Annotated in this window: 24 protein-coding genes and 1 riboswitch; of the genes, 18 read left to right on the plus strand and 6 right to left on the minus strand. The window is 67.5% G+C overall.

Annotated elements, in window-relative coordinates; translation table 11 throughout:
- Nucleotides 1–4: 4 nt before the first annotated feature.
- A complete protein-coding gene (locus LGM42_RS26970; protein WP_124863165.1) occupies nt 5–1,471 on the plus strand; it encodes a glutamate synthase subunit beta in 1,467 nt (488 codons plus the stop codon).
- Between the two features lie 57 nt (nt 1,472–1,528).
- Here LGM42_RS26970 and LGM42_RS26975 read toward each other — a convergent pair whose 3' ends face one another.
- The 6 genes from LGM42_RS26975 to LGM42_RS27000 form a co-directional block, all read right to left on the minus strand.
- Nucleotides 1,529–1,927 carry a hypothetical protein gene (locus LGM42_RS26975; RefSeq protein ID WP_124863168.1) on the minus strand — a complete coding sequence of 133 codons (399 nt, stop codon included), beginning with the start codon at nt 1,925–1,927 and terminating at the stop codon, nt 1,529–1,531.
- A gap of 76 nt (nt 1,928–2,003) precedes the next feature.
- Nucleotides 2,004–3,221 carry a lipid II-degrading bacteriocin gene (locus LGM42_RS26980; protein WP_226233768.1) on the minus strand — a complete coding sequence of 406 codons (1,218 nt, stop codon included), beginning with the start codon at nt 3,219–3,221 and terminating at the stop codon, nt 2,004–2,006.
- Nucleotides 3,222–3,854: 633 nt separating this feature from the next.
- Nucleotides 3,855–5,138 (minus strand): D-amino acid dehydrogenase, encoded by a 1,284-nt coding sequence (locus LGM42_RS26985; protein WP_226233770.1) that lies wholly within the window; start codon nt 5,136–5,138, stop codon nt 3,855–3,857.
- A gap of 25 nt (nt 5,139–5,163) precedes the next feature.
- Nucleotides 5,164–6,426: an MFS transporter gene (locus tag LGM42_RS26990; protein WP_226233771.1), complete on the minus strand. Its 1,263-nt coding sequence runs from the start codon at nt 6,424–6,426 to the stop codon at nt 5,164–5,166.
- A 128-nt stretch (nt 6,427–6,554) separates the two neighbouring features.
- Nucleotides 6,555–7,331, minus strand: a complete 777-nt coding sequence (locus LGM42_RS26995; protein ID WP_226233773.1) for an SDR family NAD(P)-dependent oxidoreductase — start codon at nt 7,329–7,331, stop codon at nt 6,555–6,557.
- On the minus strand, nt 7,328–9,097 hold the full coding sequence (locus tag LGM42_RS27000) for an ABC transporter ATP-binding protein/permease (RefSeq protein ID WP_226233775.1): 1,770 nt from the start codon (nt 9,095–9,097) through the stop codon (nt 7,328–7,330). The genes LGM42_RS26995 and LGM42_RS27000 overlap by 4 nt, the downstream gene beginning before the upstream one ends.
- 271 nt (nt 9,098–9,368) lie before the next feature.
- A riboswitch (TPP riboswitch) is annotated at nt 9,369–9,492 on the plus strand.
- 225 nt (nt 9,493–9,717) lie between these two features.
- Here LGM42_RS27000 and LGM42_RS27005 point away from each other — a divergent pair.
- The 17 genes from LGM42_RS27005 (at nt 9,718) to hisC (ending at nt 24,127) form a co-directional block, all read left to right on the plus strand.
- Nucleotides 9,718–10,854 (plus strand): FAD-dependent oxidoreductase, encoded by a 1,137-nt coding sequence (locus LGM42_RS27005; RefSeq protein WP_226233777.1) that lies wholly within the window; start codon nt 9,718–9,720, stop codon nt 10,852–10,854.
- Nucleotides 10,855–10,886: 32 nt separating this feature from the next.
- Nucleotides 10,887–11,084, plus strand: coding sequence for a sulfur carrier protein ThiS (gene thiS / locus LGM42_RS27010; RefSeq protein WP_027783340.1), 198 nt, complete (start codon nt 10,887–10,889; stop codon nt 11,082–11,084).
- A gap of 38 nt (nt 11,085–11,122) precedes the next feature.
- Nucleotides 11,123–11,938, plus strand: a complete 816-nt coding sequence (locus LGM42_RS27015; RefSeq protein ID WP_059577272.1) for a thiazole synthase — start codon at nt 11,123–11,125, stop codon at nt 11,936–11,938.
- A complete protein-coding gene (thiE, locus tag LGM42_RS27020) occupies nt 11,935–13,062 on the plus strand; it encodes a thiamine phosphate synthase (RefSeq protein WP_226233779.1) in 1,128 nt (375 codons plus the stop codon). The genes LGM42_RS27015 and thiE overlap by 4 nt, the downstream gene beginning before the upstream one ends.
- Before the next feature lie 84 nt (nt 13,063–13,146).
- Nucleotides 13,147–13,968, plus strand: coding sequence for an ABC transporter ATP-binding protein (locus tag LGM42_RS27025; RefSeq protein ID WP_006477138.1), 822 nt, complete (start codon nt 13,147–13,149; stop codon nt 13,966–13,968).
- Complete coding sequence (mlaE, locus tag LGM42_RS27030) at nt 13,965–14,732, plus strand: lipid asymmetry maintenance ABC transporter permease subunit MlaE (protein ID WP_050013133.1); 768 nt, start codon at nt 13,965–13,967, stop codon at nt 14,730–14,732. The genes LGM42_RS27025 and mlaE overlap by 4 nt, the downstream gene beginning before the upstream one ends.
- A 24-nt stretch (nt 14,733–14,756) precedes the next feature.
- A complete protein-coding gene (gene mlaD / locus LGM42_RS27035; RefSeq protein ID WP_059577270.1) occupies nt 14,757–15,317 on the plus strand; it encodes an outer membrane lipid asymmetry maintenance protein MlaD in 561 nt (186 codons plus the stop codon).
- A 32-nt stretch (nt 15,318–15,349) separates the two neighbouring features.
- Complete coding sequence (locus tag LGM42_RS27040; RefSeq protein WP_059640236.1) at nt 15,350–16,312, plus strand: VacJ family lipoprotein; 963 nt, start codon at nt 15,350–15,352, stop codon at nt 16,310–16,312.
- 111 nt (nt 16,313–16,423) lie between these two features.
- Nucleotides 16,424–17,053 carry a phospholipid-binding protein MlaC gene (locus LGM42_RS27045; protein ID WP_060966864.1) on the plus strand — a complete coding sequence of 210 codons (630 nt, stop codon included), beginning with the start codon at nt 16,424–16,426 and terminating at the stop codon, nt 17,051–17,053.
- Nucleotides 17,050–17,325, plus strand: a complete 276-nt coding sequence (locus LGM42_RS27050; RefSeq protein ID WP_226233781.1) for a lipid asymmetry maintenance protein MlaB — start codon at nt 17,050–17,052, stop codon at nt 17,323–17,325. The genes LGM42_RS27045 and LGM42_RS27050 overlap by 4 nt, the downstream gene beginning before the upstream one ends.
- 192 nt (nt 17,326–17,517) lie before the next feature.
- Nucleotides 17,518–18,444 (plus strand): ABC transporter ATP-binding protein, encoded by a 927-nt coding sequence (locus tag LGM42_RS27055; RefSeq protein ID WP_011694114.1) that lies wholly within the window; start codon nt 17,518–17,520, stop codon nt 18,442–18,444.
- The gene (locus tag LGM42_RS27060; protein ID WP_226094291.1) at nt 18,441–19,262 is read left to right on the plus strand and encodes an ABC transporter permease; all 822 of its coding nucleotides are present in this window, start codon (nt 18,441–18,443) and stop codon (nt 19,260–19,262) included. The genes LGM42_RS27055 and LGM42_RS27060 overlap by 4 nt, the downstream gene beginning before the upstream one ends.
- 56 nt (nt 19,263–19,318) lie before the next feature.
- Nucleotides 19,319–19,558, plus strand: a complete 240-nt coding sequence (locus tag LGM42_RS27065) for a BolA family protein (protein WP_006477131.1) — start codon at nt 19,319–19,321, stop codon at nt 19,556–19,558.
- Between the two features lie 14 nt (nt 19,559–19,572).
- The gene (gene murA, locus LGM42_RS27070) at nt 19,573–20,922 is read left to right on the plus strand and encodes a UDP-N-acetylglucosamine 1-carboxyvinyltransferase (RefSeq protein ID WP_059640178.1); all 1,350 of its coding nucleotides are present in this window, start codon (nt 19,573–19,575) and stop codon (nt 20,920–20,922) included.
- Nucleotides 20,919–21,572, plus strand: a complete 654-nt coding sequence (gene hisG / locus LGM42_RS27075) for an ATP phosphoribosyltransferase (protein ID WP_034209773.1) — start codon at nt 20,919–20,921, stop codon at nt 21,570–21,572. The genes murA and hisG overlap by 4 nt, the downstream gene beginning before the upstream one ends.
- Nucleotides 21,573–21,596: 24 nt before the next feature.
- The gene (gene hisD / locus LGM42_RS27080; RefSeq protein WP_059577262.1) at nt 21,597–22,913 is read left to right on the plus strand and encodes a histidinol dehydrogenase; all 1,317 of its coding nucleotides are present in this window, start codon (nt 21,597–21,599) and stop codon (nt 22,911–22,913) included.
- Nucleotides 22,914–23,053: 140 nt separating this feature from the next.
- A complete protein-coding gene (gene hisC, locus LGM42_RS27085) occupies nt 23,054–24,127 on the plus strand; it encodes a histidinol-phosphate transaminase (protein ID WP_226233784.1) in 1,074 nt (357 codons plus the stop codon).
- Nucleotides 24,128–24,177: the final 50 nt, after the last annotated feature.

Below are 24,177 nucleotides of genomic sequence, written 5' to 3' on the forward strand. Positions count from 1 at the left end.
CCTTATGGGCAAGGCAACCGGTTTTCTGGAGTTCGAACGCCGCCACGAGGCGTACGAAGCACCGCTCACGCGCGTGAAGCACTACAAGGAATTCGTCGCGGCACTGACCGACGCGGACGCGAAGGTCCAGGGCGCGCGCTGCATGGATTGCGGCATCCCGTTCTGCAACAACGGCTGCCCGGTCAACAACATCATCCCGGACTTCAACGATCTCGTTTACCGCCAGGACTGGCAGCAGGCGATCGAAGTCCTGCATTCGACCAACAACTTCCCGGAGTTCACGGGCCGCATCTGCCCGGCGCCGTGCGAAGCGGCGTGCACGCTCGGGATCAACAACGACCCGGTCGGCATCAAGTCGATCGAGCACGCGATCATCGACAAGGCCTGGGCGGAAGGCTGGGTGAAGCCGCAGCCGGCCGCGCACAAGACGGGCAAGAAGGTCGCGGTCGTCGGTTCGGGCCCCGCGGGCCTCGCCGCCGCGCAGCAGCTCGCGCGTGCCGGTCACGACGTGACGGTGTTCGAGAAGAACGATCGCATCGGCGGCCTGCTGCGTTACGGGATTCCCGACTTCAAGCTCGAGAAGTGGCTGATCGACCGCCGCATGCGCCAGATGGAGGCGGAAGGCGTGACGTTCCGCACCAGCGTGTTCATCGGCAAGGATCCGCTGCCCGAGTCGATCGGCAGCCTCGCGAAGGAAACCATTTCGCCGGACACGCTGAAGGAAGAATTCGACGCGGTCGTGATCGCCGGCGGTTCGGAAACGCCGCGCGACCTGCCGGTGCCGGGCCGCGAGCTCGCGGGCGTGCATTTCGCGATGGACTTCCTGCCGCAGCAGAACCGCGTGAACGCGGGCGACAAGCTCCCCGACCAGTTGCTGGCGAAGGGCAAGCACGTGATCGTGATCGGCGGCGGCGATACGGGTTCGGACTGCGTCGGCACGTCGAACCGTCACGGCGCGAAGCAGGTCACGCAGTTCGAGCTGCTGCCGCAGCCGCCGGAAGAGGAAAACAAGCCGCTCGTGTGGCCGTACTGGCCGATCAAGCTGCGCACGTCGTCGTCGCACGAGGAAGGCTGCGAGCGCGACTGGGCGGTCGCGACGAAGCGTCTCGAAGGCAAGAACGGCAAGGTCGAGAAGCTGATCGCGGTGCGCGTCGAGTGGAAGGACGGCAAGATGCAGGAAGTGCCGGGTTCCGAGTTCGAGATGAAGGCCGACCTCGTGCTGCTCGCGATGGGCTTCACGCAGCCGGCGGCGCCGGTGCTCGACGCGTTCGGCGTCGCGAAGGATGCGCGCGGCAATGCGCGCGCGGCGACCGAAGGCGATCGTTCGTACTACACGTCGGTCGACAAGGTGTTCGCGGCAGGCGACATGCGTCGCGGCCAGTCGCTCGTGGTGTGGGCGATCCGCGAAGGCCGCCAGTGCGCGCGCTCGGTCGATGCGTACCTGATGGGGCATTCGGAACTGCCGCGCTGAGTCGAAGCGCGAGCGGGTTTCGTGAAAGCCGGGCGTCCGAGAGGGCGCCCGGTTTTTTTATTTCTGAAGCGGTGGGCGATCATAGGCTTGCCCGGTTGGGGCGCCTAACGGATCGATGGTTCGCCCGTAGCTTGCAAGCTGCCCGTTGCAATCGATCATCGCGGTATATCGGGTTCCCTCGACGCGCAGCGGGAATTCCCACACACCCAGCTTCCATGCGTGATACTCCGGCGCGCCGTCGAATTGGATGCTGCCCGGCGGTATTCCATGCTCGTCGAGAAGACGGGCCTGGACATTTTTCCGTAGCGCGTCGAGGGACATGTCGGGGCAACTACCTTCGGTTCTCTCATATCGGGAAGTCGCGACGACGATGAACAGCAGCGTATAGGCGCAGATTACTGCGCCAACCAGCCAAAGAACTAGCCTAAGAACGCCTCGCATGGCTTTGGAACTCATGAAATGCCCGATGGGACGTAAAGAACATGGGAGATTGACTCGGGCAGCCACATTTCCGGAGCCGCCCGGTGGCATGCTAGCGAGGCGGGCGCATTAGTCCACCGAACGACGGTCTATGGACTGCCTGAGGTGGGCGTGTGCCTGCATTCTTCACCGGCCGTTGGCCTGAGAACGAGAGATGTTTTTCACCGAAAAAATTGATTTGATAGTCCTTGTGTCCCAAGACGGCGCCGAGCTTGGCGAGAAACGTCGTCGCAGCCTCCTGGAGGAATGGCCGGTTGGAAGGATCCGCATCGAACCGATCGGGATTGAGCGAGTAGTAGCCGTCAAACCGATATGTATTGTCCTCAAGCATCACAAGCGTGCCACGTATTCTGCCGGATACTCGCCCAAAGACCGAGGCGCTCCAGAGGTCCTTTGTTCCGTGATTGAAGATGTTGGTGCTGAAAGCTGTGTCGAACGAGTAGGTGCCGGGGCCGTACCCGGGATTCTCAACGGCTTTCGCTATTTCTCTGAAATCGGCAATGCCCATTTTCAAGTTGAGAGATTCAATATTGATGGTTTGTTGGGTTCCGTCTCCGTGTATCCAGTGATTGATTGCTTCGACGAACATCAATGGGTTTCCATACGATGAAAATGTGCTCGTCGGAGGGATGCCGTGTGACTGGCCAATGTATATGCCGAATAATGCAGTGATGTTGGCATATTGCCCAGGCTCGAAGCTAAATCCATATGGGTTGCCGCCGGGTAAATGCTTGTAGCCACCAAGGGCCAGCCACGGAGTGAAGCCGCCTACCAGTGTTAGTTGATTTCGCCAGAATACCGTGTCGTTTTTGCCAAATATCTCGAGGTGTTTGAGGAACATATCGGTGGCGCGGATCATGTTTCCCGTGTTTGCAAAAAGCAACATGAAATTTGATGTGCAATACTGATTGAAGCAAACCGTCGGTGCTGGAATTCCGGCTCCGGGATTGGCGCCCGGAATGTCGTTTACCTTGACGCCGAAATCACCGAAATTGAAATCCGGTGGCTGTGGTGCTGTGATCGTGATGGGCGGAAGCACATTGTTCTGAGCCACGGCCGTCGCGTGCTTCAGCAGCGTGCCAAATGGGAGGACTGTTGACGCAACCAGAAAACGTCGCCGCATCCAAGGCTGTTGTTGTTCTTTGGCGGATTGGTTTATCTGTTTCCAAGGATTGCGTGTCGTCATTTCATGCCCCGTGCAGTGGTGATTTCGATGATTGATTGGCAGGTCTGAACGTAAGACGGTTATATTTTTTTCTGCGATCGGCAAGGAATTTCTCTTGCACGTCTTCGTGACGAAGTCGTCTGGATTGATCCTGCGGAATGGTATGAAACGAGATTCATGGAGGCATGCGACGGCTCCGCCTTGTCTCGAAATCCCCCGTATGCCGGCTCTGGGCCACGGAGCGCTGAAAATGCAGGGCCAGCTGGCTGCCCTGTTCCCATTGCGTAGCGTTCCGACAAGAGGCGAGAAAAATCGAAATGCGGGGATGCTTTTCTCGACACGTCCTGTTGGCGGGCAATGTGTCCAACAGTTACGAGGCGGTCTAAGGCGAAGGGGGTATTTGTTCAGGAGACGTATGCCCGCCGGGGATTCAACCTGCGGCGGTAAGCGCTGTTTGAGGATTGCTGCCGAATCAGTCGGTCGCCCGACATCATTGCGCTGGTTTTACCGAGCGGAAGCATCCGAGTTCTTTCGCGCCCGGTGACGTAACAGTCGTGATGTAGCTGGCCTCGCTCGATCTCGATCGACTCTTGATCGGCCGGGAGTGCCGGTAGCGGGGCGCCGATCGCCGCGGCCGAAGGCCGGACGCCGCCGCGGTAGCGACCCGCGCCGACGGCCGCGCGCCATGCCGCTGGTCGCGACCGTGCATCGCTTCGACGGTACGACCGGCCGGCTGCACTACCCGTCGTAGCGCGCGAGCGTCAGCCCGGCCAGATCGATCTCCGGCGTCCGTCCGGTGACGAGATCCGCCACCACCTTTCCCGACCCCATCGACATCGCCCAGCCCGTCGAGCCGTGGCCGACGTTGAGCCAGAGGCCGTCGATCCCGCTCGCGCCGAGCAGCGGCGGGCCGTCGGGCGTCATCGGCCGGCGGCCGACCCAGAAACGCGCCGACGCGCGATCGGCCGCGTGCGGGAACCAGTCGTCGAGCACCTTCATCAGCGTGTCGAGCGCCTGCTGCCGCAATGCCGCCCGGCGGTTGCCGAGCTCCGCGGTGCCGGCGACGCGCAGCGTCGGGCCGAAGCGCGTGATCGCGGTCTTCAGCGATTCGTCCATCAGCGCGGCGCACGGCGCCTTTTCATCGTCGACGACCACGAGCGTGGCCGAGTAGCCCTTCACCGGGTACAGCGGCACGTCGATGCCGTGCGGCCGCAGCAGGCCTGCGCTGTCGACGCCGAGCGCGACGACGATCGCGTCGGCGGCGAGCAGCGCATCGCGCCGGACGGCGGCGCCTGCGTCGAGCGAGTCGACCCGCACGCCGCGCACCTTGCCGCCCGCGACATCGAGCGCGCGAATCGCGGTGCGAAACCGGAACGTCACGCCGTTCGCTTCGCACAGCGCCCGCAATTCGCGCGTGAAGCGCGCGCAGTCGCCCGCTTCGTCGTCGGGCAGGTAGATGCCGCCGACGGGCGGCTGCCGCGCCCAGCGCAGGCCCGGTTCGATCGCGGTGCAGCCGGCGGCATCCAGTTCGCGAAACGCGATGCCGGCGTCGCGCAGCACCTTCAGGGCGGGCTGCGCCATCTCGACGTCGAACGCGCCGCGCAGCAGTTGCAGGTAGCCGCGGCTCGCGCCGTAGTCGAATGGATGACGTTCGCGAAACGCATGCAGGCACGCGCGGCTGTAATACGCGATGCGCTGCATCCGCTGCTTGTTCACGCGAAACCGCTCGAACTCGCATTCGCGCAGCCAGCGCGCGATCCAGCGCCACTGCGCGGCATCGAGCGTCGGCCGGAAGATCAGCGGCGACGCGGGCTTGAACAGGTATTTGAGGATCTTGCCGGGCATCCCGGGCGCGGCCCACGGCGTCACGTAGCCGGGCGCGATCACGCCTGCGTTGCCGAGGCTCGTCGCTTGCGCGACGTCGGCCTCGCGTTCGATCACGGTGACGTCGCAGCCTGCTTCGCGCAGGTGCCAGGCGGTGGTGACGCCGATCACGCCGGCGCCGAGAACGATCACGTGCATGCGGTGTCCGGAACGAAACGGTGGCTCACGACGCGACGGCCGGATCGTCGGCGAGCGACTTGCCGCGCGTTTCCGGCAGCACGAGCGCCGCGACGATCACGAGCAGGTAGCCGCCGCCCGCGACGAGGCCGATCGCCTTCACGAGCGACATCGACTGCGACAGCGCGCCGACGAGAATCGGGAAGAACGAGCCCAGCCCGCGGCCGAGGTTGTAGCAGAAGCCCTGGCCCGAGCCGCGGATCGCGCCCGGATACAGCTCCGACAGATACGCGCCGATGCCCGCGAAGATGCCCTGCACGACGATGCCGAGCGGGAAGCCGAGCAGCAGCATCGCGGTATCGGTGATCGGCAGCATCGTGTACGCCATGCCGAGCGAGAACGAGCCGATCGCGAACAGGATGAACGACGCGCGGCGGCCGAGCCGGTCGGACAGGATCGCGCCGACCACGTAGCCGACGAACGAACCGACGATCAGCACGACCAGATAGCCGCTCGTGTTGAATACCGACAGGTGGCGCACGGTTTTGAGATAGGTGGGCAGCCACGTCGTGATCGCGTAGTAGCCGCCGAGCATGCCGGTGCACAGCGCGCTGCCGAACAGCGTCGCACGCAGGTGCGGCGGCGAGAAGATCTCGAGGAAATGGCCCGACACGCGGCCTTCGTCGCGCGCGCGGCGCGTGGCCGTGTAGATGTCGGGATCGCTGACGTTGCGGCGGATGTAGAGAATCCACAGCGCGGGCACGATGCCGATCCAGAAGCACGCGCGCCACGCGACCTGCTCGGGCAGCAGCGCGAAGAACGCCCAGTAGAGGATCGCGGCCGCGCCCCAGCCGAACGACCAGCTGCTCTGCACGGTGCCGACGGCCTTCGCGCGATGCTCGGGCGAGCGGATCGTCTCGGCCATCATGATCGTCACGACCGACCATTCGCCGCCGAAACCGAAACCCTGCAGCGTGCGCGTCGCAAGAAGCTGCCAGAACGAATGCGTGAAGCCGGACAGGCACGTGAACAGCGCGAACGTCGCGATCGTCCACTGCAGCACGCGCACGCGGCCGTAGCGGTCGGCGAGGATGCCGGCGACCCAGCCGCCGATCGCCGACGAGATCAGCGAGCTCGTCGCGATCATCCCGGCCTCGCTCTTCGTCATGCCCCAGGTGGCGATCAGCGTCGGAATCAGGAACGAATAGATCATGAAGTCGAACGCATCGACCGCATAGCCGCCGAAGCCGGCATACAGCGTCCGGCGTTCGCGCGTCGATAGTTCGTTGAACCACTGGAATGCCTGCATGCTTGCCGCCCCCTGTCGCCTCGTCTGGTCCCGCGCTGCCGCGTCGCGGCTATTTTACGGGCGCGATCCTGCCCGCCAAAAAGGCGGCTTCGGGTTCGTGCGGAAAGGGCGGAGGGAAGGGCGACGCGTCAGAGCGTCAGGCCGCCATCGACGTGGATGACCTGGCCGGTGATCTGCCGCGCCGCGTCCGACAGCAGGAACGCGATCAGCGCGGCGACGTCGTCGGGCTCGGCGATCCGGCCGAGCGGCGTCGCCTGTTCGGCCTGCGCCCACGCGGCGGCGTTGCCGGCGCTCGGCCCGTGATCCTTGCGCGTGAAACCCGGCGCGGCCGCGTTGACGGTGATGCCGTGCGCGGCGAATTCGGCGGCCGCGGTGCGCACCAGCGATTCGAGCGCCGCTTTCGCGGCGGCGGTGGCCGCGAACGGCGCATCGGCGCGGTAGCGGTGCGCGACGAACGAGCTGACCGCGACGATCCGCGGTGCGGCCGACGCTTCGAGCAGCGGCCGCGCGCGGCCCGCGAGCGCGGAGAATGCGCCGGGCATCGCCGCGAAGGCGGACGCGAGCGCGTCCGCGGAAAGATCGGAAAAGGATTGCCGTGCGGCGAAACCGGCGTTCGCGACGAGCTGGTCGAGCGCGCCGAAGCGCGTGGCGGTTGCGTCGACGAGCGCGGCGGCAACACCCGGCTCGCCGAGATCGCCGGTCAGCGTCAGGCATTCCGCGCCGGCCGCCGTGCACGCATGGGCGACGTCGGCGAGCCGCGCGCGTGCCGCATCGTCCGCGCCGCGCGCATGCAGCGCCAGCGCGACGCCGGGCGCCGCGAGCCGCCGCGCGAGCGCCGCGCCGATCCCCGAACCTGCGCCGGTGATCAGCGCGATCCGTGCGATGGGCGCGGCGCGTGCGCTCACGCGGCGACCTTGTCGTCGTCGTTCACGCGCTCGACGTTGATCGTGCCGACGTGGAACGCGGCGAGCGACTCGCGGTGCGCGATGCTGACGATCGCGGCCTTCGGCAGCCGTTCGGCGAACAGGTGATAGAGGCGCGCCTCATTGTCGGCGTCGAGCGCGCTGGTCGCTTCGTCGAGGAACAGGAAGTCGGGCTTGTGCAGCAGCACGCGCGCGCCGGCCAGACGCTGCTGCTCGCCCGGCGACAGCACGCGGGTCCAGTGCGCGGTTTCGTCGAGGCGCTCGACGTAATCCTCGAGGCGGCACGCGCGCAGCGCGTCGCGGCACGCTTCGTCGCTGAACGTGTCGGGCGTCGCCGGGTAGGTGAGCGCGGCTTTCAGCGTGCCGATCGGCAAGTAACTCGTTTGCGGCACGAACATCATCCGCGCGCCGACCGGCGCGTCGATCGCGCCGTCGCCGAACGGCCACAGGCCCGCGAGCGCGCGCATGAACGTGCTCTTGCCGGAACCGGACTTGCCGACCACGAGCCAGCGCGAGCCGGGCTCGATCGTGACGTCGCCGATGTTGGCGAGCGCGTTGCCGTTCGGCAGCGCGAGCTTGAGCGACGACGTGGACAGCTTCGCGGCGTCGATGTAGTGCAGGTTGATGCCGCCGTGCTCGGTCGCGGGCGACAGGCTTTCCTTCAGGTGCGACGTGCCCATCACGCGCTTGAATTCGCGCAGACGGTTGACGGTGGCGCGCCATTCGACGAGGGTCGAGTAGCTGTTGATGAACCACGAGAACGAATCGCTGACCGTGCCGAACGCGGACGAGATCTGCATCAGCACGCCGAACGAGAACGCACCGGCAAAGTAGCGCGGCGCCGCGACGACGAGCGGAAAGATGATCGCGATCTGCCCGTAGAAGCTCAGGACAAACGTGAGCCGCTTCGTGTACTTCATCACGCGCCACCAGTTGTCGCGGATGCGCATGAACAGATTCCGCGCGTTGCCGGTCTCGGTCTTCTCGCCGTCGTAGAACGCGATCTGCTCGGCGTTCTCGCGTACGCGGATCAGCCCGAAGCGGAAATCGGCCTCGACGCGCTGCTGCTGGTAGTTGATCGACACGAGCGGATGGCCAACCTTCTGGATGATTAGCGAGCCGACCACCGCGTACAGCGCGGCCGCCCACACCATGTAGCCGGGAATCGCGATCGGCGTCGCGCCGAGCGTGAACGTCAGCGCACCGGCGAGCGACCACAGGATCGTGATGAACGACACGAGCGTGACGACCGTCGACAGCAGGTCGAGCGACAGCGCGAGCGTCGTGGTGGCGAACGACTGGAGGTCGTCGGTGATCCGCTGGTCGGGGTTGTCGGCGAGGCGGTCGCGCTCGATCCGGTAGAACGCGCGATTGCCGAGCCACTGGCCGAGGAAACGGTCGGTGAGCCACTGGCGCCAGCGGAAGCCGAGCATCTGGCGCAGGTAGCGGCCGTACACGGCGAGGATGATGAACGCGAAGGCGAGCGCGGAGAACTGCATCAACAGGTTCGGGAAGTCGTGGACGTCCTTCGACTGCAGCGCGTTGTAGAACTGCGCGTTCCACTTGTTCAGCCGGACGTTGATCCAGACCACGCAGAGGTTGATCGCGATGATCGTGACCAGCAGCCCCCACGCGATTTTCCATTCGGACGACACCCAGTAGGGCTTGATGAGGCTCCATGCGGATACCGGGCGCTCGTCCTGCGGCGCGTCGGAGGCGGAGCGGACGGGATCGATCGATTGGGTCATGTGCTTCCTGATGATGAGCCGGCGCGCGGGCCGGGTGAAACCGGGGCGCGCGCCGCGATACGGCATGCCGGGGCGCGGCGCCGACTGACGGCGGGCGTCCGGATGGTCGCCCGTGCGTCTTAAACGGCACTTAAAAACCGGCGGTGACGCGGCAACCGGCCGCTCGCGCGGCCGGCCTGCGGGCATTGTGCCAGAGCGGCGCAACACGCCGGCGAATTTGCCGCAACGGGGACAGTTTGCGGCGCTTTCCGCTTTTATGGTCTAATGGCCGACGACGAAACAGGGGTGCTTCGTGACGCGGCCGGCGGATGTTCCGGGCAGCGCGGCGAGGCTGAGAAAGACCCTTCGCACCCGATCCGGGTAATACCGGCGAGGGAAGTTTCTGATCCCGCCGGGCCGCGCTGGCCGCCATCCCACATGGTCAGCGCCCGAGTCCCGCCCGGCCGGCCTTTGCTGCCGGTTTCGTCCTTTTGGGTACGCGCATTGCGCGTTACGGAAGGAATGATGACCGCACAATCTTCAGTCTTTTGCACGGTTCCCGGCCCGATGTCGCGTGCGTTCGCATGCGGCGGCGCGCACGCGTCGACGTTCGTCGCGCGTGAGCGCGCGGAGGGCGGGCGATGAACGTCCGGGACGCACGGCCCGATTTCGCGGTGCTCGGCGGCGGCCTCGTCGGCCGCCTGATCGCATGGCGGCTCGCCGGCGACGGCCATCGCGTCGCGCTCTACGAGCGCGGCGGCCCGGACGGCGAGCAGTCGGCCGCGTGGGTCGCGGCCGCGATGCTCGCGCCGCTCGCGGAAGCCGCGAGCGCGGAACTGCTGATCACCGAGCTCGGCGTCGCGTCGCTTGCGCGCTGGCCGCAGTGGCTCGCGGAACTGCCCGAACCCGTCTTCTTCCAGCAGCACGGCACGCTCGTCGTCTGGCATCAAGCCGACCGCGCGGAAGCGCCGCTGTTCGAGCGGCGCGTGCGTGCGAACGCGCCGGCCGAGCTGTTCGATGGCGGCTTCGTCACGCTGGCCGGTGCGCAGGTCGACGCGGCCGAACCCGCGCTCGCGGGCCGCTTCGCACGCGGGCTGCTGCTGCCGCGCGAAGGCCAGCTCGACAACCGTCAGGCGCTGCGCGCGCTGGCGGCGGGCCTCGCGCAGCGCGGCGTCGAAACGCACTGGCACGCGTCGGTCGACGACACGAACCCGCCCACCGCGCATTTCACGATCGATTGCCGCGGGCTCGGCGCGAAACCTGCGCTGCCGGCGCTGCGCGGCATCCGCGGCGAAGTCGCGCGCGTGCATGCGCCCGGCATCGGGCTCACGCGGCCCGTGCGGCTGCTGCATCCGCGCTATCCGCTGTACGTCGCGCCGAAGCAGGACGATCTCTATGTGATCGGCGCGACCGAGGTGGAGGGCGAGGACATGTCGCCCGTCAGCGTGCGTTCCGCGCTCGAACTGCTGAGCGCGGCGTTTTCCGTGCATCCGGCGTTCGGCGAGGCACGCATCCTCGAACTCAACGCGCAATGCCGGCCGACGCTGCCCGATCATCGCCCGGCCGTGATCTGGGACGGCGCGTCGACGCTCGCCGTCAACGGCCTGTACCGGCATGGCTTCATGATCGCGCCGGAAGTCGCGCAGGCGGCCGTCGCGTTCGCGCAGGCCGCGCTCGGCGGCGCGCTCGGCGATCCCGACGCGTTCGCCGCGTGGCGCGCCGCCGCCCGCTGGCCGACCCTGCTTCATCACCGTAACGACGCGCGCCAGCCGGCCTGACGCGCGCCGCCGACCGAATCCGACCGAGCCTCATGGATATCCAGATCAATCAACAGACCCTGACGCTGCCCGACGGCGCGACGGTGGCCGACGCATTGGCCGCGTACGGCGCGCGTCCGCCGTACGCGGTCGCGCTGAACGGCAACTTCGTCGCGCGCACGCAGCATGCGGCGCGCGCGCTCGCGGCGGGCGACAAGCTCGACGTCGTGCACCCCGTCGCGGGCGGCTGAGCGCCGCCGGTTCGTCCCCGCTCTTCCAGGAAAACGACATGACGTCCCCCACCTCCGCCGACGCGCTCACGCTGTACGGCGTAACCTTCGCAAGCCGCGTGCTGCTCGGCACGTCGCGCTATCCGTCGCTGCAGTCGCTGTCCGATTCGATCGCCGCGTCGCGCCCCGGAATGGTGACGGTCGCGCTGCGCCGGCAGATGACGGGCGGCACGGCCGAAGCCGGCTTCTTCGACCTGCTCAAGCGCCACGCGGTGCCGCTGCTGCCGAACACGGCCGGCTGCCAGACCGTCGCCGAAGCGGTGACCACCGCGCACATGGCGCGCGAGGTATTCGATACCGACTGGATCAAGCTCGAACTGATCGGCGACGACTACACGCTGCAGCCCGACCCGGTCGGGCTGATCGAAGCCGCGGCGCAACTGGTCAAGGACGGCTTCAAGGTGCTGCCGTACTGCACCGAGGATCTCGTGATCGGCCGGCGCCTGCTCGACGTCGGCTGCGAGGCGCTGATGCCGTGGGGCGCGCCGATCGGCACCGGCAAGGGCGTCGTGAATCCGTACGGTCTGCGCGTGCTGCGCGAACGGCTGCCGGACGTGCCGCTGATCGTCGACGCGGGGCTCGGCGTGCCGTCGCACGCGTGTCAGGTGATGGAGTGGGGCTTCGACGGCGTGCTGCTGAATACGGCCGTGTCGCAGGCCACGCACCCGGAAATCATGGCGCGCGCGTTCGCGCAGGGCGTCGAGGCCGGCCGCGCCGCGTATCTCGCCGGCCCGATGGATGCGCGCGAGACCGCGCACGCGAGCACGCCGGTCGTCGGGATGCCGTTCTGGCACCAGGACGGGGGCGGCGCATGAGCGCGCGCTTCGCCAATGCGTTCTGGCCGCCGGCCGACGAACTGGCCGAAGCGGCCGAGCGGATTCGCGCGCGGCTCGGCGACTGGCCGGAGGGTGGCGCGGCGCCGTGGCGGCTCTGCGTGGCGGCGCCCGACCTGCCGGCCGACGGCGACGTGCTGATCGTGTCGGCGGGCGACCGTGCCGCGCAGGCGCGTGCGTCGGCCGTGTCGCGGCCTGCGTCGCCGGACGCGGTGGCGATCGAATTCGACGAGGGCGGCGCCGTGCTGCATGCGGCCGGCGTGCGCTACGCGCTCGACGCCGCGCATCCGCTCGCGGACGACTGGATCGCGGCGCTCGCCGCGTTCCTCGATTGCGGCTTCGCGCCGGTCGACGCGCTGGTGCTCGCGCTGGCGTGGCGTGACGGCGACGAGACGCGCGCCGCCGACGCATGGCCGGTCGATGCCGCGCGATTCCCGCGTGTCGCCGGGCTGCCGCCTGCGCCGGAGCCGGCGTTCGCGCCGTGCCCCGCGCGGCTCGGCCTCTATCCGGTCGTGCCGAGCGCCGCATGGGTCGAGCGCGTGCTCGACGGCGGCGCGCGAACCGTGCAATTGCGCGTGAAGGATGCGGCGCCGGACGCGCTGCGCCGGGAAATCGCGCGCGCGGTCGCGGCGGGGCGCCGCTATCCCGATGCGCGCGTGTTCATCAACGATCACTGGCAGATCGCGGTAGAAGAAGGCGCGTACGGCGTGCATCTCGGCCAGGAGGACCTCGAAACGGCCGACCTGGCCGCGATCGCGCGTGCGGGCCTGCGGCTCGGACTTTCGAGCCACGGTTATTACGAGATGTTGCGCGCGCTGCACGCGCGGCCGAGCTATCTCGCGCTCGGCCCCGTGTACGCGACCGCCACCAAGGCCGTCGCCGCGCCGCCGCAGGGCCTCGCGCGGATTGCCCGCTACGCGCGCTTCGCCGGCGCGAGCGCGCCGCTCGTCGCGATCGGCGGGGTCGGGGTCGACACGCTGCCGGCCGTGCTGGGCACGGGCGTCGGCGGCGTCGCGGTGGTCAGCGCGGTCACGGGCGCGGCCGATTATCGGACGGCGCTTATTGCACTGCAGCAGTGCTTTGCCGGACAATTTGACAATCATTGACCGCAGGGCCCGGAACGGCGTCACGACATCATTCCAATGCAGGCCCTATAATTCGGCGTTCTGCGTAAAAGGACTGTCAGCTCCGTGAGCCCCACTCCTACCGAGACCCTGCTGGAACTTCGCGACGTCGACTTCGGCTATGGCGACCGCCTCGTCCTGTCCAACCTGAACCTGCGCTTCGGGCGCGGGCAGGTCGTCGCGGTCATGGGCGGCTCGGGTTGCGGCAAGACCACCGTGCTGCGCCTGATCGGCGGCCTCGTGCGTGCGCGCCGCGGCCAGGTGCTGTTCGACGGCGCCGACGTCGGCGCGCAAACGCGCGACGGCCTGTACGCGCTGCGCCGCAAGATGGGCATGCTGTTCCAGTTCGGCGCGCTGTTTACCGACATGTCGGTGTTCGAGAACGTCGCGTTCGCGCTGCGCGAGCACACCGATTTGCCCGAAGACCTGATCCGCGACCTCGTGCTGATGAAGCTGAACGCGGTCGGGCTGCGCGGCGCGCGCGACCTGATGCCGTCCGAGGTGTCGGGCGGGATGGCGCGCCGCATCGCGCTGGCGCGCGCGATCGCGCTCGATCCGCAGCTCATCATGTACGACGAGCCGTTCGCGGGCCTCGATCCGATCTCGCTCGGCATCACCGCGAACCTGATCCGCACGCTGAACCAGGCGCTCGGCGCGACGTCGATCCTCGTCACGCACGACGTGCCGGAATCGTTCGCGATCGCCGACTACGTGTATTTTCTGGCCAATGGCGGCGTGCTCGCGCAGGGCACGCCCGACGAGCTGCGCGCGTCGACCGATCCGAGCGTGCGGCAATTCATCGACGGCGCGCCGGACGGCCCGTTCAAATTTCATTACACGAGCCCGCCGCTGGCAGCGGATTTCGGGCTCGGCGGAGGGCGCGCATGATCAGCGCGATCGGACGTTACGTCATCGGCGGCCTCGAGCGGGCGGGCTACGGCACGCGCCTGTTCGTGCGCCTCGTGCTGGAATTCTTCCCGCTGCTGCGCCGGCCGCGGCTCGTCACGAAGCAGATCCACTTCCTCGGCAACTATTCGTTCGTGATCATCGCCGTGTCGGGGCTGTTCGTCGGCTTCGTGCTCGGCCTGCAGGGGTATTACACGCTGAACCGCTACGGTTCCGAGCAGGCGCTCGGCCTGCTGGTCGCGCTGTCGCTCGTGCGCGAGCTCGGGCCGGTCGTCACCGCGCTGCTGTTCGCGGGCCGCGCGGGCACGTCGCTCACGGCCGAGATCGGCCTGATGAAGGCCGGCGAGCAACTTACCGCGCTCGAGATGATGGCGGTCGACCCGATCAAGAACGTGATCGCGCCGCGCATGTGGGCCGGCATCATCGCGATGCCGCTGCTGGCCGCGATCTTCAACGCGGTCGGCGTGCTCGGCGGCTATTTCGTCGGCGTCGTGCTGATCGGCGTCGATCCGGGCGCGTTCTGGTCGCAGATGCAGGGCGGGGTCCAGGTGTGGGCCGACGTCGGCAACGGCGTGATCAAGAGCATCGTGTTCGGGTTCGCCGTGACCTTCATTGCACTGTTTCAAGGGTATGAAGCGAAGCCCACGCCCGAAGGCGTGTCGCGCGCGACCACCAAGACGGTCGTGTTCGCGTCGCTCGCCGTACTCGGCCTCGATTTCCTGCTGACCGCGCTGATGTTCAGCTAAGCCTCAGCCAAGCCAAATTTTGGGATGACGATGAAAAAGACTGCTCTCGACTTCTGGGTCGGCCTGTTCGTGGTGGTGGGCTTCCTCGCGGTGCTGTTCCTGGCGCTGAAGGTCGGCAACATGAGCTCGCTGTCGTTTCAGCCGACCTACTCGGTGAGAATGAAATTCGACAACATCGGCGGCCTGAAGCCGCGTGCGGCCGTGAAAAGCGCGGGCGTCGTGGTCGGCCGCGTGAAGTCGATCGGGTTCGATACCAACACCTACCAGGCGGTCGTCACGATCGACGTCGACGGTCAGTATCAATTCCCGAAGGATTCGTCGGCGAAGATCCTGACGTCCGGCCTGCTCGGCGAGCAATATATCGGCCTCGATCCGGGCGGCGACACCGAAATGCTGAAGGCCGGCGATACCATCACGATGACGCAATCGGCGATCGTGCTCGAGAACCTGATCGGCCAGTTCCTGTACAGCAAGGCCGCCGACGCGGGCGGCGCGAAGCCGGCAGCCGGGGCACCGGCGGCGCCCGCCGCGCCCGCGCCGGTGGCGGTGCCGGCGTCCGCGGTGTCCGGCGCTGCAGCCCAATAACCACACGAGAGAAAGACAAGAGGGTAATGACCATGCACACGATCCGCATCAGGCACGCCGCGCTGGCGGTTGCGGCAGTCGCCGCGTTGAGCGGCTGCGCGACCGTGCAGACGCCGACCAAGGGCGATCCGCTCGAAGGCTTCAACCGGACGATGTACAAGTTCAACGACACGGTCGACACGTACGCGCTGAAGCCGGTCGCGAAGGGTTACCAGTACGTGGTGCCGCAGCCGGTGCGTGACAGCGTGACGAACTTCTTCTCGAACATCGGCGACGTCTACATCGCGGCGAACAACATCGTGCAGCTGCGGATCGCCGACGGCGTCGGCGACATCATGCGCGTCGTGATCAACACGGTGTTCGGCGTCGGCGGCCTGTTCGACGTCGCGACGATCGCGAAGCTGCCGAAGCACACGGCCGACTTCGGGATCACGATGGGCCGCTACGGCATGCCGTCGGGCCCGTACCTCGTGCTGCCGCTGCTCGGCCCGAGCACGCTGCGCGACACGGCCGGCCTCGGCGTCGACTACGTCGGCAACCCGCTCACCTACGTGAAGCCGGACGGCCTGAGCTGGGGCCTGTTCGGCGTGAACCTCGTCAACACGCGCGCGAACCTGCTCGGCGCGGGCGACGTGCTGGATGCCGCGGCGCTCGACAAGTATTCGTTCGTGCGCAATGCGTATCTGCAGCGCCGCCAGATGCTGATCAGCAACGCGCGCGGCGAGGCCGCCGCGACGTCGAGCAACGACGCGCTGCCGAAGTACGACTTGCCGGAAGACGGCGCGGCACCGGCGGCAGCCGGCGCGGCCGGTACCGCGGGCGCGGCGGCGGTGGGCGGGGCGGCGCCGGCGGGCGCATCGGGCGCGGCGGTTGCCGCGCCGGCCTCGGGCACGGCCGAAGCGCCGAACCCGGCCAGCGAGACGAACGTACCGGCGATGCAGGTGGCGCCGCCGTCGCCGGGAGGGCTCCGGTTCCCGAGCATCCGGCTGCACTGACGGGCTTACATTCGTTACAGCCGGAAACGATTCAGTCGGTAGCGTATGCGAACTTGCGCGTAAGCTACCTGCTCCAACCTTCGCATCGACTCATTCATGCAGGCCACTATGATGAAAAAACTGTTCCTGATCCCCGTTTTCGCGGCGCTGTTCTCGTTCGGCGGCGCAGCTCACGCGGAAGTCGACCAGTCGAACCCGCAGGCGCTGATCAAGACGGCGACGCAGCAGGTCCTCGACGAAGTCAAGCAGCAGACGATCAAGCAGGGCGACACCAACCGCATCATCTCGATCGTCAACAAGGACATCCTGCCGTACACCGATTTCCGCCGCACGACGCAGCTCGCGATGGGCCGCAACTGGCGCACGGCGACGGCCGAGCAGCAGCAGCAGGTTCAGGAGCAGTTCAAGCTGCTGCTGATCCGCACGTACTCGGGCGCACTCGCGCAACTGAAGCCCGACCAGCAGATCCAGTACCCGCCGTTCCGCGCCGATCCGGCCGATACCGACGTGGTGGTCAAGACGGTCGCGATGAACAACGGCCAGCCGGTCCAGATCGATTACCGCCTGTACAAGACGGCGAACGGCTGGAAGGTGTACGACCTGAACGTGCTCGGCGCATGGCTGATCCAGACGTACCAGCAACAGTTCAACGAGAAGATCCAGCAAAGCGGCGTGGACGGCCTGATCAAGTTCCTGACGCAGCGCAACCAGGAGCTTGCCGCAGGCAAGCAGGCGTCGTGAGCGGCTTCGAAGCCGGCTCCTCGCTGACCGTCACGAGCGCGAAGTCCGCGCTCGCGGACGGTCTTGCGCGCATCGGCGCGGGCGCGACCGCCGTCGATTGCGCGGCGCTCGCGCAGTTCGACTCGTCCGCGCTCGCCGTGCTGCTCGCATGGCAACGTGCCGCCAAAGCGCGCGGCGTGGCCCTCGACATCCTCAATCTCCCTCCGAAGCTCGCCAGCCTCGCGCGCGCCTACGGCGTCGACGCGCTCATCGAAGGCGCCGGGCGACATTGACCCTGTCCGACCGAAGCCTGCCGCGCCAGCCGGCGCGCGCACGCTTCAGGCCGCGCGCCGTCGGCGCCGGCTCCCCCAGCCGGTTTGCCCTATAATCAAGCGTTTTGCGGGGCAGCCAATCGGCGTCCGGCCCCCATTTTCTTTCGCAGCAAGCACAGAATAGGCGTCGCGGCCGTTGCGTCGCGCACAGTCATGTCAGCCATAGAAATCCGTCACGTCAAGAAGCGCTACAAGTCGCTTCAGGCGCTCAAGGGCGTCAGCCTGTCGGTCGAGGAAGGCGAGTTTTTCGGTCTGCTCGGCCCCAACGGCGCAGGCAAGACCACGCTCATCAGTATCCTCGCCGGGCTCGCCCGGGCCGACGAAGGCAGTATCTCGGTGCGCGGTCACGACGTCGTCCAGGACTTCCGCAACGCGCGCCGCGCCCTCGGCGTCGTTCCGCAGGAACTCGTTTTCGACCCGTTCTTCACTGTCCGCGAGACGCTGCGGATCCAGTCCGGCTATTTCGGGCTGCGCCGCAACGACGACTGGATCGACGAAGTGATGGCCAATCTCGATCTCACCGAGAAAGCCGACGCGAACATGCGTGCGCTGTCGGGCGGGATGAAGCGCCGCGTGCTCGTCGCGCAGGCGCTCGTGCACCGGCCGCCCGTGATCGTGCTCGACGAGCCGACCGCCGGCGTCGACGTCGAATTGCGCCAGACCCTGTGGAAATTCATCTCGCGCCTGAACCGTGAGGGTCACACGATCGTGCTGACCACCCATTACCTCGAGGAAGCCGAGTCGCTGTGCGACCGCATCGCGATGCTGCGCCGGGGCGAAGTCGTCGCGCTCGACCGCACCGACGCGCTGCTGCGCCGCTTCGCGGGGCTGCAGCTGTACCTGCGGCTCGCGACGGGCGCGCTGCCGGCCGAGCTGCGCGGGCTGGAGACCGACCCGGCCGCGCGCGCACCGGGCGAGCACCTGCTGCGCCTCGCGAGCTATGACGAGGTCGAGCGCATCCTCGCGCAATGCCGCGCGGCCGGCTGCACGTTCGACGAGATCGAGGTCCGCAAGGCCGACCTCGAGGATGTGTTCGTCCAGGTGATGAACGGGGCCGAGGTGATCGAGGGTCTGGCATGAATCAACACTCCCCACGCGAACTGCGTTCGCTGCCGCTCGAAGGGGCGGCCCGGCGCGTGCCGGGAAGCGGGTTTCGGACGCTGTTCTACAAGGAACTGCTGCGTTTCTGGAAGGTGTCGTTCCAGACGGTGCTCGCGCCGATCGTGACGGCGCTGCTGTACCTGACGATCTTCGGCCACGCGCTGTCGGGCCGCGTCGAGGTGTATCCGGGCGTCGAGTACGTGAGCTTTCTCGTGCCGGGCCTCGTGATGATGAGCGTGCTGCAGAACGCGTTCGCGAACAGCTCGTCGTCGCTGATCCAGTCGAAGATCACCGGCAACCTCGTGTTCATGCTGCTGCCGCCGCTGTCGTACCGCGACATCTTCGGCGCGTACGTGCTCGCGTCGGTCGTGCGCGGGCTCGCGGTCGGCACCGGCGTGTTCGTCGTGACGATCTGGTTTATCCCGATGCACTTCGCGGCGCCGCTGTTCATCATGGCGTTCGCGCTGCTCGGCTCGGCGATCCTCGGCACGCTCGGCCTGATCGCCGGGATATGGGCCGAGAAGTTCGACCAGCTCGCCGCGTTCCAGAACTTCCTGATCATGCCGCTGACGTTCCTGTCCGGCGTGTTCTATTCGACGCACTCGCTGCCGCCCGTGTGGCGCGAGGTGTCGCGTCTCAACCCGTTTTTCTACATGATCGACGGCTTCCGTTTCGGGTTCTTCGGCGCGTCCGACATCAACCCGTTCGCGAGCCTCGCGATCGTCACCGGTTTCTTCGTGCTGCTCGCGCTGATCGCGATGCGGCTGCTCGCGACCGGCTACAAACTGCGTCATTGATATCGACAGGCCGCGGCCGCCCCACGGGCGGCGCGCGCCGACAGGAGCCTTACACCATGTTGCCGACTCCCGAACAGGTCAAGCAATACATCGCCGGCGGTCTCGCCTGCACGCATCTGGAAGTCGAAGGCGACGGCCAGCATTTCTTCGCGACGATCGTGTCGGCGGCCTTCGAAGGCAAGCGGCCGATCCAGCGGCACCAGCTCGTCTATGCGGCGCTCGGCGATCGCATGAAGCAGGAAATTCACGCGCTCAGCATGAAGACGCTGACGCCCGCCGAATGGCAGAACGCATAAACGGAAATCACTGAGTGCAAGTCACCGTCAACGAGCGCGACGCCGTCCAGAGCGTCGCCACGGCACACCCGGCCGCCAACGGGGAATCGCAGGGACAGGGGATGGACAAACTCGCGATCGAAGGCGGCAACCGCCTGTCCGGCGAGATCGTCGTGTCGGGCGCGAAGAACGCCGCGCTGCCGATCCTGTGCGCGGGGCTGCTCAGCGCCGAGCCGGTCGAGCTCGACAACGTGCCGAACCTGAAGGACGTGCGCACGACGCTGAAGGTGCTGAACCAGATGGGCGTGAAGAGCGAGACCGACGGCTGCCGCGTGCAGCTCGACGCGTCGCGCGTCGACAACCTCGTCGCGCCGTACGAGCTCGTGAAGACGATGCGCGCGTCGATCCTCGTGCTCGGGCCGCTGCTCGCGCGCTTCGGCGAGGCGAAGGTGTCGCTGCCGGGCGGCTGCGCGATCGGCGCGCGGCCGGTCGACCAGCACATCAAGGGCCTGCAGGCGATGGGCGCGGAAATCAGCATCGAGCACGGCTTCATCGAAGCGCGCGCGAAGCGCCTGAAGGGCGCGCGCATCGTGACCGACATGATCACGGTGACGGGGACGGAAAACCTGCTGATGGCCGCGACGCTCGCCGACGGCGAGACGGTGATCGAAAACGCCGCGCGCGAGCCGGAAGTGAGTGATCTCGCACACTTGCTGGTCGCGATGGGCGCGAAAATCGACGGCATCGGCACCGACCGCCTCGTGATCCAGGGCGTCGAGCGGCTGCACGGCGCCCGCCACGCGGTGATCCCCGACCGTATCGAGGCCGGCACGTTCCTGTGCGCGGTCGCGGCCGCCGGCGGCGACGTGATGCTGACGGGCGTGCGCCCGCACATCCTCGACGCGGTGATCGACAAGCTGCGCGAAGCCGGCGTGTCGATCGAGGAAGGCGACAGCTGGCTGCGCGTGAAGATGGACCGCCGCCCGCAGGCGGTGACGATCCGCACGTCGGAATACCCGGCGTTCCCGACCGACATGCAGGCGCAGTTCATGGCCCTCAATACGGTCGCGACGGGCACCGCGCAGGTCGTCGAAACCATTTTCGAGAACCGCTTCATGCACGTGCAGGAGCTGAACCGGCTTGGCGCGAACATCACGATCGACGGCAACACCGCGCTCGTGACGGGCGTCGACAAGCTGTCGGGCGCGAACGTGATGGCGACCGACCTGCGTGCATCGGCGAGCCTCGTGATCGCCGGGCTGCGCGCCGACGGCGAAACGCTCGTCGACCGCATCTATCACCTGGACCGCGGCTACGACCGCATGGAAGCCAAACTGACCGCCGTCGGCGCGAACGTGCGCCGCCTTTCCGGGAGCCAAGCATGAGCGCGCCGCTGACCCTCGCCCTGTCGAAGGGCCGGATTTTCGAGGAAACCCTGCCGCTGCTGGCCGCCGCCGGCGTGCAGGTGGCCGAGGACCCGGAAACGTCGCGCAAGCTGATCCTGCCGACGACCGATCCGAACCTGCGCGTGATCATCGTCCGCGCGAGCGACGTGCCGACCTACGTGGAATACGGCGCGGCCGATTTCGGCGTGGCCGGCAAGGACGTGCTGGTCGAGCACGGCGGCTCGGGCCTGTACCAGCCGATCGATCTGAACATTGCGCGCTGCCGGATGTCGGTGGCCGTGCCGGCCGGCTTCGACTACGCGAACGCGGTGCGCCAGGGCGCGCGCCTGCGGGTCGCGACCAAATACGTCGAAACGGCGCGCGAGCACTTTGCCGCGAAGGGCGTGCACGTCGACCTGATCAAGCTGTACGGCTCGATGGAACTCGCGCCGCTGGTCGGCCTGGCCGACGCGATCGTCGACCTCGTCAGCTCGGGCGGCACGCTGAAGGCGAACAATCTGGTCGAGGTCGAGGAGATCATGGCGATCTCGTCGCGCCTCGTCGTGAACCAGGCCGCGCTGAAGTTGAAGCGCGCGGCGCTCAAGCCGATCCTCGACGCGTTCGAACGCGCGTCGCAGAATGGCGGTTGAGCGCATCACCGTAACGGAACTCCCATGTCCATCACCATCCGCAAGCTCGATTCGACGAACGAAGGCTTCGGCGCCGCGCTGCGCGCCGTGCTCGCGTTCGAGGCGAGCGAAGACGAAGCGATCGAGCAATCGGTCGCGAAGATCCTCGCCGACGTGAAGTCGCGCGGCGACGCCGCGGTGCTCGAGTACACGAACCGCTTCGACCGGCTGAGCGCGACGAGCGTCGGCGCGCTCGAACTGCCGCAGGACGCGCTGCAGACGGCGCTCGACGGCCTCGCGCCGAAGGCGCGCGCGGCGCTGGAAGCCGCCGCCGCCCGCGTGCGCGCGTACCACGAGAAGCAGAAGATCGAGTGCGGCACGCATAGCTGGCAGTACACGGAAAGCGACGGCACGGTGCTCGGCCAGAAAGTCACGCCGCTCGACCGCGTCGGCCTGTACGTGCCGGGCGGCAAGGCCGCGTATCCGTCGTCGGTGCTGATGAACGCGATTCCGGCGCGCGTCGCCGGGGTCGGCGAAATCGTGATGGTCGTGCCGACGCCGGACGGCGTGAAGAACGATCTCGTGCTGGCCGCCGCGCTGCTCGGCGGCGTCGATCGCGTGTTCACGATCGGCGGTGCGCAGGCGGTCGGCGCGCTCGCGTACGGCACGCAGACGGTGCCGGCCGTCGACAAGATCTGCGGCCCCGGCAACGCGTACGTCGCGTCGGCGAAGCGCCGCGTGTTCGGCACGGTCGGCATCGACATGATCGCCGGGCCGTCGGAAATCCTCGTGCTGTGCGACGGGACGACCGATCCGAACTGGGTCGCGATGGACCTGTTCTCGCAGGCCGAGCACGACGAACTCGCGCAATCGATCCTGCTGTGCCCCGACGGCGCGTTCCTCGAGCGCGTCGAGAAGGCGATCGACGAGCTGCTGCCGACCATGCCGCGCCAGGACGTGATCCGTGCGTCGCTCGAAGGCCGCGGCGCGCTGATCAAGGTGCGCGACATGGCCGAGGCGTGCCGGATCGCGAACGACATCGCGCCGGAACACCTCGAAATCTCGGCGCTGGAGCCGCAGCAATGGGGCCAGCAGATCCGCCACGCGGGCGCGATCTTCCTCGGCCGCTACACGAGCGAGAGCCTCGGCGACTACTGCGCGGGCCCGAACCACGTGCTGCCGACGTCGCGCACCGCGCGCTTCTCGTCGCCGCTCGGCGTGTACGACTTCATCAAGCGTTCGAGCCTGATCGAGGTCAGCGCGGAAGGCGCGCAGACGCTCGGCGAGATCGCGTCCGAGCTCGCGTACGGCGAAGGGCTGCAGGCGCACGCGAGGAGCGCCGAGTTCCGGATGAAGGGCTGAGCGCGCAGGGTGCGCGGGGCCGGGCAGGCGCCGATGCGCCGCGCCGGCCGCCCCGGATCGGGGCAGGGGACCAGTGCAGGGCGGCAGCCGCCGCCTTGCCGACCATTTGACGCCGGCGCGATGCACGCCGGCTTGAAACCATGACGACGCCACAAGACATCATCCGCCGCGACGTGCTCGCGATGACCAGCTATCCGGTGCCGGACGCGAGCGGGTTCGTGAAGCTCGACGCGATGGAGAACCCGTATCCGCTGCCCGAACCGCTCGCCGCGGCGCTCGGCGAGCGGCTCGCGCAGGTCGCGCTGAACCGCTATCCGGCGCCGCGCCCGGCCGCGCTGCTCGACAAGCTGCGCCATGCGATGGGCGTGCCGGCCGGCTGCGACGTGCTGCTCGGCAACGGCTCCGACGAAATCATCAGCATGATCTCGGTCGCGTGCGCGAAGCCGGGCGCGAAGGTGCTCGCACCGGTGCCGGGCTTCGTGATGTACGAACTGTCGGCGAAGTTCGCGCAGCTCGAATTCGTCGGCGTGCCGCTGAAGGCGGACCTGACGCTCGACGCCGACGCGCTGCTCGCGGCGATCGCCGAGCACCGGCCGGCGATCGTCTATCTCGCGTATCCGAACAACCCGACCGGCACGCTGTACGACGATGCCGACGTCGAACGGATCGTCGCGGCCGCGCGGCACAGCCTGATCGTGATCGACGAGGCGTACCAGCCGTTCGCCGAGCGCTCGTGGCTGCCGCGCGCCGCCGAGTTCGACAACGTCGTCGTGATGCGCACGGTATCGAAGCTCGGCCTCGCGGGCATCCGCCTCGGCTATCTCGTCGGCTCGCCCGCGTGGCTGAACGAATTCGACAAGGTGCGACCGCCGTACAACATCAACGTGCTGACCCAGGCGACCGCCGATTTCCTGCTCGACCACCTCGACGTGCTCGACGCGCAGGCGGCCGAATTGCGTGCGGAGCGCACGCGCCTCGCGCAGGCGGTGGCCTCGCTGCCGGGCGCGACGGTGTTCCCGAGCGCCGGCAATTTCCTGCTGGTGCGCGTGCCGGACGCGGCTGCCGTGTTCGATGCGCTGCTCACCGAGCGGGTGCTGGTCAAAAACGTGAGTAAAATGCATCCGTTACTGGCCGAATGCGTGCGGCTGACCGTCGGTTCTCCCGACGAAAACGCTCGCCTCCTGGCCGCCTTGAAACTCGCGCTGCCCGGTTGAGCCCAGGGCGCGGCGGCGCGCGACGATCAATCCCCATTTACATCAGACTC

This window comes from Burkholderia sp. AU39826, assembly GCF_020419965.1.
Lineage (GTDB): Bacteria > Pseudomonadota > Gammaproteobacteria > Burkholderiales > Burkholderiaceae > Burkholderia > Burkholderia semiarida.